Raw genomic sequence first — 13651 nt, 5'->3', positions numbered from 1 at the left:
TCTCAAATTTCTCCGCTTGCTTTGGGGTGAAAATTTCGTAATCTTAAAGCGTTTGTAACAACCGAAACAGAACTAAAAGCCATCGCTCCTCCGGCAATAATTGGACTAAGTAGCCAACCAAAGAAGGGAAATAAAATCCCCGCCGCAATGGGAATCCCTGCAACGTTGTAAATAAAGGCAAAAAAGAGATTTTGGCGGATGTTTCGCATCGTGGCGCGGCTTAGTTCAATTGCTGTGACAATGCCTTGAAGATTGCCGGAAATTAGCGTAATATCACTAGCTGAAATCGCTACATCTGTTCCCGTACCGATCGCAATTCCGACATCTGCTTGCGCTAAAGCGGGTGCATCATTGATTCCATCCCCTACCATAGCGACAATTTTGCCTTCTGCTTGTAATTTTTTCACGGTAGAAACTTTTTGTTCTGGGCGAACTTCAGCGAAAACTCTAGTAATTCCTACTTGCTGGGCGATCGCATCTGCGGTATAACGGTTGTCACCAGTCAGCATAACTATATCTAGTTTTAGTCTTTTCAGCGCCCTTACAGCCACGATAGAGGAAGGTTTGAGTGCGTCTGCAATCCCGATTAAACCTTGCATTTCTCCATCTACAGCAATCCATACCGCCGTTTTTCCCGACTTTTCTAAACTTGATTGCTGGTTTTGCAAAGCGCTAGTATCAATTCCTAATTCTTCTAGCCAGCGACTTGTCCCAATTTGGATAAATATATCGGCAACTCTGCCTTCTACACCACTTCCAGAAATCGCTTGAAACTTCTCTACTTCTACTAAGCTTACTTGTTGAGCTTTGGCGTACTTAACTACAGCTTCCGCTAAGGGATGTTCAGAGTTTTTCTCGACACTTGCAGCTAAACGCAACAGTTTTAGCTCATTTTGATTGGCTGTACCATTAGTAGTTATAAAGTCTGTAACGGTGGGTTTTCCCTCAGTTAGTGTTCCGGTTTTATCTAAAACAATGGTTTGGATTTTGTGGGCTAATTCTAAACTATCCGCACCTTTAATTAAAATGCCGTTTTCTGCGCCTTTACCTGTCCCCACCATGATAGATGTAGGAGTTGCTAGACCCAACGCACAAGGGCAAGCAATAATCAATACGCCTACAGTAGTAATTAGTGCCAATGTTAGATTACCCATACTATTGAACCAAATAACAAAAGTTGCGATCGCGATCGCAATTACAACGGGTACAAACCAGCCTGTAACTTGGTCTGCGAGTTTTTGAATGGGTGCTTTAGAGCCTTGGGCTTGTTGGACTAATTTAACTATTTGCGCCAAAAATGTATCTTTTCCTACTCTGGTTACTCGGAATTTAAAACTACCTGTTTTATTAATTGTTGCTCCAACTACTTCATCGCCAATTTGTTTTTTTACAGGCAAACTTTCCCCTGTCACCATTGCTTCATCAACGGTAGAATCTCCAGCAATAATTTCTCCATCTACAGGGATTTTTTCACCAGGACGAACTAAAACTATATCGCCTACAACTACTGATTGAATCGGCACATCTATTTCTTTTCCGTTGCGAATTACTCTGGCATCTTTTGCACTCAAGCCAATTAGCTTACGGATAGCAACAGAAGTTTGTCCTTTGGCACGGTTTTCTAACAATTTACCCAGTAATATTAAAGTAATTACAATTGCCGCCGTTTCGTAATAAACATCGGGTGTAAGTCCTTGGGTGGTAAAAAAGCTAGGGAAAATTGTTGCAAATACTGAATAAAAATAAGCCGTGCTTGTACCTAAAGCAATCAATGTATCCATTGTTGCAGCATGGCGTTTTAAAGCTTTCCAAGTGCTGAGATAAAAATCTTTACCGCACCAAAATTGCACGGGAGCAGTTAATACTAATTGCAACCAAGAGTTATGGAACCAAGCAGGAATCAAAGGTATATGTAAGCCTGTCATTGCTGGTAAAGAGCCAATTACAAGAATTGTACTAATTACCGCTCCTACAATAACTTTACGTTGCAATTGCTTTAATTCGGCTAAACGGGCGGCGGTTTCTGTTGTATCATCATTGCTTGTTATATCTTCTTGGGGGGAAGATGAATAACCAGCTTCAGTTACCGCCGCTTGAATTTTATCTAAGTTTGTTTTTTTGGGATTATAAGTAATTGTGGCTTGTTCTATGCCAAAGTTGACGTTGGTGTTAGTTACGCCAGGAACATTATTTATTGCTTTTTCTATACTTTTGGCACAGGAAGCGCAACTCATGCCTCTAAGTTTGAGAGTGAGGGTTTCCATAGTTTGAATTAAATTAATTAATTCTATTGTGAACTCTCTAGTAGAGTAGAGAGTCAAGGGATAGTTACAAATTTAATCAACTGCTTAGAAAAATTCCCCCAATTAATTTATAACCGGGGGTTAAAATTGCCAATTTTTGTCGTGATAAATTAGCCAGCCATTGACATAGACATTTGACGGCAAGTTTCGGCGCAGGTGCGGCACATTTGAGCGCAGGCTTTCATTTGCTCATCATCGCCCATGCGATCGCAATCTTCAGCGCATTTAAGGCAGATTTCCGCACAAATAGCACAAGTACGAATGCAAGTTTCTGAACCGCGTAGCATAAAATTCGCGCTGGTTTGACAGATTTCGGCACAATCTAACATTAAGCGAATATGAGGTAATTCGGAGTGCATTCCGCCTTGTTGCAAACAATAAGTGACGGTATTTAAACAGATGCTGTGACAGTCTAAACAGTTTTGGATGCACTGCTTCATTTCTGGGTTGACTTGATACAAAGCGAGATGATGTGTCATTTTTTTGTCTCCTTAATTGCTCTGGTTTTAGTCCCCATGTATCAACTATTTGGGAAGTTTTGTTGTTGCTAATGGAATAAATACAGGGGTGATTTGTTAAATAGGTCTTTACCCCGCTTGACTCTCTACTCGACTAGAGAGTTGATAATGAAATTAATTGCCTTTCACCAATAACCTTAGAAGTTTACTAATGTGAAGCTCTGCGAGCGCGCTGGCGCTATCGCGTCCTACCAACGACAGAATAAATATTTGTTTCCCATGGTTGACAGCTATTTCATCCTGATTTCATTTTTAGACGCAATACTAAGAATTTAGGCTATTGATAAAGTATAAAATCAGAGGTTTTTATGGGTGTAATTAATCGGAAATTTGTAGCTTTAGCCATTATAGCGATCGCATCTACCGCTACAGGCTGTACTAACGTGATTCAAAATCCTATAAATTCAAGTGCTGATTCTGTAAGCAATACAGACCATAGCATGATGAATCATAGTATGGAGATGGATTTAGGCGCGGCAGATGTAAATTACGATCTGCGGTTTATTGATGGGATGATGATGCACCACCAAGGAGCGGTAATTATGGCAACAGAAGCTTTAGAAAAGTCTAAGCGCCCAGAAATTAAACAGCTTGCTAATAATATTATCGCAGCGCAAAAGAAAGAAATTGCTCAAATGAAACAGTGGCGCACAGCTTGGTATCCCGCCGCTAGTCAGCAGCCTGTAGCCTACGGTGGGGCAAATAAATCGGTAATGCCCATGTCTGCAAAACAACATGAAAGCATGATGATGTCACAAGACTTAGGTGCGGCGGATGATAAATTTGATTTACGTTTTCTTAATGCGATGATTCCTCATCATGAAGGTGCTTTAGTTATGGCTAAAGATGCGATAAGTAAGTCCACTCGCTCCGAAGTTAAGCAGTTAAACCAAAATATTTTGACTTCTCAGCAAGCAGAAATTACGCAGATGCAGCAATGGCGAAAAGCTTGGTACAACAAATAAGGGCGATCGCACTTCCATCGCCATAAAAGCTAAACTCAAAGCAAGCTAACAGATTTAGCGTTAGAGGAAGCTAAAGCTATGACGACTCAAATTGCTGCCCAAGATCAAATAATCTACCCAGAAAGAGATGGGCAGCCAATGTCGGATAACACTAAACAGTTTCGATGGATTGTGACTATTCAAGGCGGTTTAGATAGTCTAATTTCTGGCAATCCAGAGGTTTTTGTTGCTGGGGATTTGTTGTGGTATCCGGTAGAAGGTGACAACAAAACTCGGATTGCACCGGATGCAATGGTTGTTTTTGGTAGACCAAAAGGCGATCGCGGATCTTACTTACAATGGCGAGAAGGTAATATTCCTCCTCAAGTAGTTTTTGAAGTCCTTTCTCCAGGTAATCGATTCGGAGAAATGCTCAAAAAACTTAAGTTTTACGAGCGCTACGGAGTTGAAGAATACTACATTTACGATCCTGATAAGGAGGATTTTTCAGCTTGGTTGCGCTCTGGAGATGAATTGCAAGAAATCGAGCAACTTAGCGGTTTTGTAAGTCCAAGGTTGGGAATAAGGTTTGAGCCAAAGCCTACAGGATTAGAAATTTATCGCCCCGATGGTCAAAAGTTTGCTACTTATGTAGAACTAGATGAGCAAAGAGCAAATGCGATCGCACTAGCAACTCAACAAGCCCAACGCGCTGACCGTTTAGCGGCAAAATTGCTAGAGTTAGGCATTGATTTAGATACGCTTTAAGGAATATTAAAAGTGAAACGATACTTTGATGTATTGCGACTGCTTTGGGGTGCGGCGGTTTCTGCTGAGTTAGAATACCGCATAAACTTTGTTCTCGCAACGCTTACAAGCCTAGGAAATCTAGCTGGTAGCTTGTTTGGCTTATTTTTGTTTTACCGCACTGGCTATACTTTTCAAGGTTGGTCTTGGGCAGAAGCTTTAGTTGTTTTGGGCATTTTTACCTTACTCCAAGGCTTTTCTAGCACTTTTTTAGCGCCTAATCTTAACAGCATTGTTAAGCTCGTCCAGCAAGGTACTTTAGATTTTGTACTTTTAAAGCCTATTAGTAGCCAATTTTGGTTATCTGGTCATACTATTTCGCCTTGGGGAATCCCAGATATTGTTTTTGGGGGAGTGCTTGTTTTTTATGCTGGAAATCAGTTAAATATACAAATTAGCGATTATTTACTCAGCGCAATTCCTTTAATATTTGGGCTGGCAAGTCTCTATAGTTTGTGGTTTATGCTTGGTGCTACTAGCATTTGGTTTGTGAAAATCTACAATGTTACAGAGGTACTTAGAGGCTTACTAGAAGCGGGGCGATATCCAATGGTTGCTTATCCTACGGCTTACCGCTTTTTCTTTACTTTTGTAGTTCCCGTAGCGTTTCTAACTACTGTTCCCGCCGAAGCAATGCTCGGTCGCGTACAGCTAGGCTGGATCGTTGGTGCGGGATTACTTGCGATCGCGCTTTTATTTATCTCTCGTGCTTTTTGGGGCTATGCTTTGCGATTTTATACCAGTGCTTCTAGCTGAATTTTAATTAATACTTAAAATCCTATTTGTAGCCGCGCAAAGGAGAATTCTCCTTTGCGCGTATAGCCATTTACTTTTAACAAGCTTTAGTCAGACCAATACATTCACATAATATGACATTACTATTAACAAGTCAAGGGTTTAATATATAAAAAAGATAGGTTTTGATCGAGAAAGATAAGATTTACAAATGTGATTTTAAAGCAAAAGTTAAGTAAGGGAAATAATAAATTTAAGTTAGATAAATTGGGAGTTTTTTAATAAAAACTTACCTTAGATTGAAAATGGTTGCAAAATACCGTAGGGGCGCAATACGTTGCGCCCCTACCAGGAATTAAAAACACCAAAATTACCCATTAGATAGACGAATTTTGATTAAACAATAGAAATTATTAAGTTAAAAGCAACTAAGGAAAATTTCATTTCATGGAAACAAAACAACTCGGTTCTACAGATATTATTATTAGCGCGATAGGCTTGGGAGGAATGCCCATGTCTCTAAGTAGTAGACCAGAAGAAGCCCAATCGATTGCGGTGATTCATCGCGCTTTAGACTTAGGCGTAACGTTAATTGATACGGCGGATTCCTATTGTAAAGATGAGTCAGATAAGCATCATAATGAGCGGTTGATAGCTAAAGCATTAAAGGAATATCAAGGAAACGCTAACGTTACTATTGCCACCAAAGGCGGATTAATGCGCCCTAATGGAGATTGGACGCGCGACGGCAACCCTAAACACCTAAAAGAGACAATTCGTACCAGTTTTGAATCTTTAGGCGGAGAAAAACCTATTGATGTTTGGCAGTATCACGCCCCAGATCCTAAATATTCGATTGAAGAATCTCTAAAACCTGCGGCGGAAGCAGTAAAAGCGGGATTAATTCGGTTTGTGGGGGTTTCTAATTTTTCAGTAGAGCAAATTAAACGCGCTCGTGAGGTAGTGGATATAGTTTCAGTGCAAAATCAATACAATCCTTGGCATCGACAGCCCGAATTTGATGGAGTGCTAGAGTATTGTGAAAGCCAAAACCTAACATTTTTGCCTTGGAGTCCTTTGGGTGGTAGCCGTAAAGCTAGTAAATTGGGGGATATAAAAGCGATCGCATCTTTAGCAAAAAATAAAGAAGTATCGGTATATGCGATCGTTTTAGCCTGGGTAAGAGCAAAATCGCCTTGTATTGTACCGATTCCCGGTGCTAGTAAGGTTTCGAGTATTGAAGACTCGGTAAAATCTGTACAAGTTAAGCTATCGCTTGAAGAAGTACAGCAGATAGATAAGGAAACGGCAGTTTAAAATAACTTCAGTTAGAGAAGTTTTAAAATGCTCAACGAAGTTTGGGGCGCGTTAGTTATTTTTTTTATTCTGCCTATACTTGGCGGATTGCCGTTAATTGCTTGGTTTACTTACGCAGTTTCTCGCCAACAATTAACAAAATTAGGTACGGGCAATATTAGTGTTTCCGCAGCTTTTTATCACGGTGGTAAAATTGCCGGAATCCTCGCGGTAATATCTGAGGCGACGAAAGGCATTGTTGCGGTATTAGTTGCCCGTACTTTTTTCCCCACAAATCCCACTTGGGAAATAATCGCCTTGATTGCTTTAGTAATGGGTAGGTACTGGATTGGCAAAGGTGCAGGAGCGACTAATGTTGTTTGGGGTTATTTAGTTCATGATTGGCGCATTGCTGCACTATCGTTTTTAATTGGTGGAGTTAGTTTTACCGTTTTGCGGGAAAGAGAAATAGGAAGATTTGGGGTTTTAGTGTTATTTCCCATACTAACTATGTTGTTACACGCCAATGATTCTGGGCGGATTGTGGCAGCTATTTCGTTAGCAGTAATTCTCGGCTGGATTTATAAAAAGCTTCCTGACGATTTGGATTTATCCCCCGAAGCTGGACAAGCAGAGTCTCAAGCCACGTTTAGATTTTTTCAAGGGAGTAAAACTATAGTTTCTCTAGACGCTGAGTTAGAAGTACAAAAAGCTGGTCAAAAAGCCGCTACTTTATCCAAGTTAAAACGTTTAGGCTATCCCGTACCTCAAGGGTGGTTGCTTCCGGCGGGAGATGATTTAGAGGCTATAGTTGCCTTTTTGCATCCCTCTACTGCCGAAAGATTGGTAGTTCGATCTTCAGCAGTAGGGGAAGATTCCGAAACCGCTTCCGCCGCCGGACAATACGACACAGTTTTAAACGTTACAAGTCAAGCACAGTTACGCCGGGCAATTTCTCGCGTTATAGATTCCTATGATAATCAGGCAGCTATAGATTATCGCCGCCATCGCGCGATCGCCGAAGATTCAATGGCGGTTTTAATTCAAAAACAAGTTTTAGGGGTATTTTCGGGAGTAGCTTTTAGCCGCGATCCAGTAGCCCGTACAGGCGATTGGGTTGTAATAGAGGCGTTACCGGGAGACGCGACAAAAGTAGTTTCGGGGCAATTTACCCCCGAACAATATCGGGTTTATATTGCGCCCACTATGGCAACGGGGAGTAGCTGGGTATTACCGGAAGATGCAGATATAACTGTTGAAGGAATAGGGGATGTACCACAGAAATTAATTAAGCAAGTGGCATTTTTAGCGAGACATTTGGAATCTTGCGATCGCTCTATTCCCCAAGATATTGAATGGAGTTATGACGGCGAAACTCTATGGTTATTACAATCGCGCCCAATTACAACTTTGTTACCTATTTGGACTCGTAAAATAGCCTCAGAAGTTATACCGGGTTTAATTCGTCCCTTAACTTGGTCGATTAATCGTCCTTTAACTTGTGGCGTTTGGGGAGAGATTTTTACTATAGTTTTGGGAAGTCGCGCATCGAGATTAGATTTTAATTCCACCGCCACATTGCACTATTCCCGCGCTTATTTTAATGCTTCCTTGTTAGGGGAGATTTTTCGGCGCATGGGTTTACCACCAGAAAGCCTGGAGTTTTTAACTAGAGGAGCAAAGTTTAGCAAACCGCCTGTTTTATCTACATTGCAAAATGTACCGGGATTGATGAGGCTTTTGGGGCGCGAATTAAAGCTAAAAAAAGATTTTGAACGCGATTATCGAATCCATTTTTCCCCAGCTTTAGCGCGATTAGAAAGAGATTTAACCGCCGAATCTCCACAAATTTTATTAGCAGAAGTAGATTTAATTTTAGAATTGCTGAAAAAAGCGACTTATTACAGTATTATGTCGCCTTTAAGTGCAGCTTTGCGGTTTGCAGTATTTAAAGTTCAAGATCGAGACATTGATAATAGTCTTACTCCCGAAGTATCGGCAATAAATGCGATCGCACGTTTAGCCACAGAAGCGCGAAAACTAAACATAGCAAGCTTTGAAGACTTAGCACAAACTTCAAAAGGACAAGAGATTTTAAACCAGTTTGAGCAATTAATAACGCAGTACGGCTATTTAAGTGAAGTAGGTACAGATATCGCGGTTTCTACCTGGCGGGAAGAACCCCAAATAATTAAAGATTTGTTTATCCGAATGGTTAAGGGAGACAACGAGACGCAAAAACGTCAAATTAAGCGTAAAAAAGGGTTTGTGCAAGAGCGAGTGGATCTCAAAGGAAGGGTGACAGAAGTTTATAGTCGTTTGTTAGCGCTGCTGAGGTGGCGGTTTGTAGCTTTAGAAAAAGTTTGGTTATTAGCACCAGGAGAGATATTTTTTTTAGAGTTAGAGGAAGTCAAAGGTTTTAGAAATAGGGAGAATATACAGAAGTTGATAGCTAAAAGGCGATCGCAATTCCTAGCCAATAGCAATAACGATCCTGTTCCTGCCTTAGTTTATGGTCAAGCACCAACTACAATTATTTCCTCCTCTGCGCCGATTACTTCCAGAATGCAAGGAATTGGCGCAAGCGCTGGACAAGTTGAAGGCTATGTATTAGTAGTACGAAATTTGCAAGCAGTGGGAGAGATAACCAGGGAAACTATTTTAGTTGTACCTTATACTGATTCGGGTTGGTCGCCGCTACTAGCGTCCGCAGGCGGTTTAATTGCTGAAGTGGGCGGGCGATTATCTCATGGAGCGATCGTCGCTCGTGAGTATGGTATTCCGGCGATAATGGATGTTCATAATGCCATGACTCTATTAAAAAATGGGCAGCGCGTCCGTATTGATGGACAGTTAGGAATTGTAGAGTTGCTGTAGTTGTGGCTCGTTAAATAGGATAATTACTTTATTTGCGATCGCCTGTTATCGGGCTAAATTATGAGTCAACGAGCCTTATTATTAGTCAACCGTCATTCTCGACACGGACAAAAAAATCTATCTGAAGCTATCGAGCAATTAAAAAGCCTTGGCTTAGAGTTAATGGAGGAATCTATCGACGACCCCAAAAAAGTATCCGATACGATTCGCAATTATAAAAATCAAGTAGATTTGGTAATTGTTGGCGGTGGCGATGGAACTTTAAATGCGGCGGTAGATGGCATAGTTGATACTCAGTTGCCTTTAGGTGTTTTGCCTTTAGGTACAGCGAACGATCTGGCGCGAACTTTAAGTATTCCTACTACTATCCCCGAAGCTTGCGGGGTTATTGCTGCTGGTCAAACTCGGCGGATAGATTTAGGTTGGGTGAATGGTAAACATTTTTTTAATGTTGCAAGTTTAGGCTTAAGTGTAGAAATTACTCAAAAGCTTACCAAAGAATCTAAGCGCCGTTGGGGAGTTTTGGCTTACGCGGCTACAGCAATTCAAGTTGTGTGGCGATCGCGTCCTTTTCGAGCCGAAATCTCTCTTAATGGCAAATCTATCCAAGTAAAAACTGTACAAATTGCTGTGGGAAATGGTCGCTACTATGGTGGTGGAATGGCAGTAACTCACGACGCAACCATCGACGATCAAACGCTGGATTTATACAGTTTAGAGCTAAAACATTGGTGGCAAATGTTAATGTTATTACCAACTATGCGTCAAGGAACGCATACAGAGTTATCTAGCGTCCGATCCTTACACGGTCAAGAGTTTGAGATTTCTACTCGCAAACATCTACCGATTAATACCGATGGTGAAATAACTACTTATACTCCCGCTCGATTTCGGGTTATTCCTAGTGCGATCGCTGTTTTAGTCCCAAAATCCTGAAGCTGTCAAACGCGGATTTGTACGGGCATAATTAAGTAAGTCATTTTCAAACTACCCAATGGTGTAAAAATTATTGGGCTAGTAGCAGTATGTACTTGCATTTGAATTTCATTAGTAGGAAGTGCTTTCAATCCATCCATTAAGTATTTAATGTTAAAAGCAAATTCTAAATCTTCCCCCGAACAGGAAACTGAAATAACTTCTTTTCCACTACCAACATCTCTAGTTTCTACAGATAAAGATATTTGTTGATTAGTATCATCAAGGCTAAACTTGACAATGTTTTGTTTTTGGTCTGCCATTACGGCAATGCGTTCTAAGCTACTTATCAATAGCTTGCGCTCTATTGTAACTTGGCGGTCAAATTGACGCGGTATTAGCTGACGATAAGCGGGATATTGCCCTTCTAAAACTCTGCTGGTTAAACGTCTATTTGCCCACTCGAATATTACCTGTCCTTGGTCAAATTGCATTGCCAAGGGTTCGTTGGAATTTCCCAAACTCAGCATTTTTTCCAATTCCCGCAAAGACTTAGCGGGTATTGTGACTTCCAGCCGTGAAGATGCTACAGGTGTTTCTACAGTGTTCGGAGTTTCAACCATTGCTAAACGATGTCCGTCTGTTGCGGCAAATTCTATCGTTTCTTGCTCAACAATGATATGCAAACCTGTTAATAACTGGTTTAATTCGTTGCTGCTAGTGGCAAATAAAGTCGAGCGCAACCCTTCAATAAACTCCTCTACAGGCAAATAAATCGCTTCTCCAGCTTCAATTATTGGCAATTCGGGAAATTCCTCTACTTCCATCCCCCGCACTTGATAACGCCCCGAAGCTGAGACAATTGTAATTCCTAAAGGTTCAACGCTAGTTTCTTCAAGCTCAATTTCTCCGTCTAAAAGCCTAGAAACAATATCGTTGAGCAGTTTAGCCGGTAACGCGATCGCACCAGGTGCTATAACTTCCGCACTAAAGCTAGTTTTAATTCCCAAACTCAAATCAAACGCCGTCAAACTCACCTGCTGAGTTTCCACGTCTGCAACCAACAAAACATTTGCCAAAATTGGATGGGTTGGACGGGTTGGTACAGCGCGGCTAACCAAGGAAAGATTGGTACTTAATTGCGTTTGGCTGCAAATTAATTTCATCACGATCTCATGCTCTGTAAAACTGCACTTGCTAACAACTTCTCCAACCCAGACAACAAAAACTGCGCTTTAAGTTTTTCTTAAAAAGCTTGTTTCTATACCCAAAGGTCTCAAAAACTTCCGCTACAAGCAGGTGCTTCGATTGGTTCAGAAAAGTATCCTAGCACGTCTATTGTATAGTATAAGCGTACTATCTATTTTTTAATATTAACTACTACTACTAAATTAATAATTATTTTAAATAGTAGTAGTAGGGGCTGTGGAAAATGTGGAAAACTTTTTGAAATGCTTGTCAGTTATACCTTTTGTCTACCTAGTGCCTGTGGAAAACCTGTGGAAAAAAAATTAAAGTTTCCACAGGTCAATTGTCTTAAGCTATAGTTTTCCCCAAAAAGCCTAGAATTTTCCCCAGGTTACTAACAGTTTTTCCACAGAAAATTGCTAGTTTTCCACAGGTTAAATTTTGTTTACATTTGTTTATATTAAGTTCATAATTGCCAAGCTTCAAGATTTATCTTGCGATCGCACAGCAAGATTAATGCGATCGCTTAGTTGACGCAAAGTTTGCCCCAGACTCGAATCATTAGTGCGTAACTGAGCAATTTTTTCGCAACTGTACATGACTGTGGTGTGATCTTTCCCACCAAATTCCTCACCAATTTTCGGCAAGCTCAAATCTGTATGTTGACGCATTAAATACATCCCAATTTGCCTAGCCCAACTAATTTCTCGCCGCCTAGAAATGCTTTTTAAGTCTTCAAGAGAAATATCAAACTCATCAGCAATAATCTTCAAAACTGTATCTGGTGAAGCTTCAAGATTTTCTAGTGCTGGGTTTAAAATAGGGATTAAATTCTCTACCGTCATCGGTAAGCCAGAAATTGAAATATAAGCAACAGCCCGAATTAAAGCCCCTTCTAATTCTCTAATATTAGAAATGTAGTTACAGGCGATATACTCAACCACTGTTCTAGGTAAACGCATATTTTCATACTCTGCTTTTTTTTGCAGAATTGCTATTCTAGTTTCTAAGTCTGGCGTTTGAATGTCAGCAATCAAACCCATAGAAAAGCGTGAACATAAACGCTCTTGCAAGCGGGGAATTTGATTAGGTGGGCGATCGGAAGCAATAACTACTTGTTTCCCTGCTTCATACAAAGTATTAAAAGTATGAAAAAACTCCTCTTGAGTTGATTCTTTACCTTCAATAAATTGAATATCATCTACTAGCAACACATCGGCGGCGCGATAAAGATCCCGAAAACTTTGGGTACTATTTTTGCGAATAGAAGCAATTAAATCGTTAGTAAACTTTTCCGTAGAAACATAAAAAATATTTGTATCGGGGTTAATATCCCAACGGTAATGGGCGATCGCCTGCATTAGGTGAGTTTTCCCCAATCCCACACCACCACACAAAAACAAAGGATTAAATTCTCGTCCGGGAGATTCTGCTACAGCCAACGCCGCCGCATGAGCTAAACGGCTGTTAGCGCCCACTACAAAGCGTGAAAATACATATTTGAGGTTGAGTGCTGGGGGTCTAGTGCGATCGCCTTGTAAACCTGCTTCTTGTCCTTTTGGTGCATTGTCAGGTTCGATAAAAGCATTAATTGCCTGTCCAGGAGCTACGGTAAATTGAATCTCTGTAGGGCAACCGCGAATATCCTTTACAACATCCGCCAAAGTTTGAATGTAATATTTTTGTAGCCAGTTACGCGCAAAAGGGTTAGGAGTACAGATAACTAAGCAATTATCCTCTAATTTTTCTGCACTAGCAGTTTTAATCCAAGTTTCAAAGGTAGGACGGCTCAATTGTATCTGTAAGCGTTCCAACACCTGAATCCAAAGAGTTTCAAGGCTAAGTTCCACTGTTAATAACTACCTCGTCCCGTCACAATAAGAAATATAGATAAGCAACCAATCTAGCAAAAATCAGCCCTATCAATTGGTTTAGCAATAACACTTGGGAAATAAACTATAAAATAGCCGCGACCGCCATTAATTGAGCATACTACTACCCCTAAAAATTCTTGCATAGACGACTAAAGACAGAGAAGAAATCGCCCTAATCCCCTAAATCAAAGCCA

At 40.7% G+C, this 13651-nt stretch carries 10 protein-coding genes; 6 read left to right on the top strand and 4 right to left on the bottom strand.

Translation table 11 applies throughout. The features are described from left to right. Positions 1 to 2: 2 nt before the first annotated feature. Together SYN7509_RS0216140 and SYN7509_RS31065 are read right to left on the bottom strand one after the other, a co-directional pair. Positions 3 to 2264 carry a heavy metal translocating P-type ATPase gene (locus tag SYN7509_RS0216140; RefSeq protein WP_009630904.1) on the bottom strand — a complete coding sequence of 754 codons (2262 nt, stop codon included), beginning with the start codon at positions 2262 to 2264 and terminating at the stop codon, positions 3 to 5. 149 nt (positions 2265 to 2413) lie between these two features. Next, positions 2414 to 2782, bottom strand: a complete 369-nt coding sequence (locus SYN7509_RS31065) for a four-helix bundle copper-binding protein (protein ID WP_009630903.1) — start codon at positions 2780 to 2782, stop codon at positions 2414 to 2416. Between the two features lie 347 nt (positions 2783 to 3129). Between SYN7509_RS31065 and SYN7509_RS0216130 the strand changes: the two genes are divergently transcribed. The 6 genes from SYN7509_RS0216130 (at position 3130) to SYN7509_RS0216105 (ending at position 10416) form a co-directional block, all read left to right on the top strand. Beyond that, a complete protein-coding gene (locus tag SYN7509_RS0216130; protein WP_009630902.1) occupies positions 3130 to 3786 on the top strand; it encodes a DUF305 domain-containing protein in 657 nt (218 codons plus the stop codon). A gap of 78 nt (positions 3787 to 3864) precedes the next feature. After that, positions 3865 to 4533: a Uma2 family endonuclease gene (locus tag SYN7509_RS0216125; protein WP_009630901.1), complete on the top strand. Its 669-nt coding sequence runs from the start codon at positions 3865 to 3867 to the stop codon at positions 4531 to 4533. 12 nt (positions 4534 to 4545) lie between these two features. Then, positions 4546 to 5328, top strand: a complete 783-nt coding sequence (locus SYN7509_RS0216120) for an ABC transporter permease (RefSeq protein WP_009630900.1) — start codon at positions 4546 to 4548, stop codon at positions 5326 to 5328. A 426-nt stretch (positions 5329 to 5754) separates the two neighbouring features. After that, positions 5755 to 6624 (top strand): aldo/keto reductase, encoded by an 870-nt coding sequence (locus SYN7509_RS0216115; RefSeq protein WP_009630899.1) that lies wholly within the window; start codon positions 5755 to 5757, stop codon positions 6622 to 6624. Between the two features lie 27 nt (positions 6625 to 6651). Next, positions 6652 to 9480, top strand: a complete 2829-nt coding sequence (locus SYN7509_RS0216110) for a glycerol-3-phosphate acyltransferase (RefSeq protein ID WP_009630898.1) — start codon at positions 6652 to 6654, stop codon at positions 9478 to 9480. Positions 9481 to 9540: 60 nt separating this feature from the next. Continuing rightward, complete coding sequence (locus SYN7509_RS0216105) at positions 9541 to 10416, top strand: lipid kinase (protein WP_009630897.1); 876 nt, start codon at positions 9541 to 9543, stop codon at positions 10414 to 10416. Between the two features lie 5 nt (positions 10417 to 10421). Here the strand turns inward: SYN7509_RS0216105 and dnaN are convergent, their stop codons facing one another. Further along, complete coding sequence (gene dnaN, locus SYN7509_RS0216100; protein WP_009630896.1) at positions 10422 to 11561, bottom strand: DNA polymerase III subunit beta; 1140 nt, start codon at positions 11559 to 11561, stop codon at positions 10422 to 10424. 504 nt (positions 11562 to 12065) lie between these two features. Beyond that, on the bottom strand, positions 12066 to 13433 hold the full coding sequence (gene dnaA, locus SYN7509_RS0216095; RefSeq protein ID WP_009630895.1) for a chromosomal replication initiator protein DnaA: 1368 nt from the start codon (positions 13431 to 13433) through the stop codon (positions 12066 to 12068). Positions 13434 to 13651 lie beyond the last annotated feature (218 nt).

This window comes from Synechocystis sp. PCC 7509 (assembly GCF_000332075.2).
Lineage (GTDB): Bacteria > Cyanobacteriota > Cyanobacteriia > Cyanobacteriales > Chroococcidiopsidaceae > Aliterella.
This window is presented reverse-complemented; position numbering and strand designations above follow the sequence as displayed.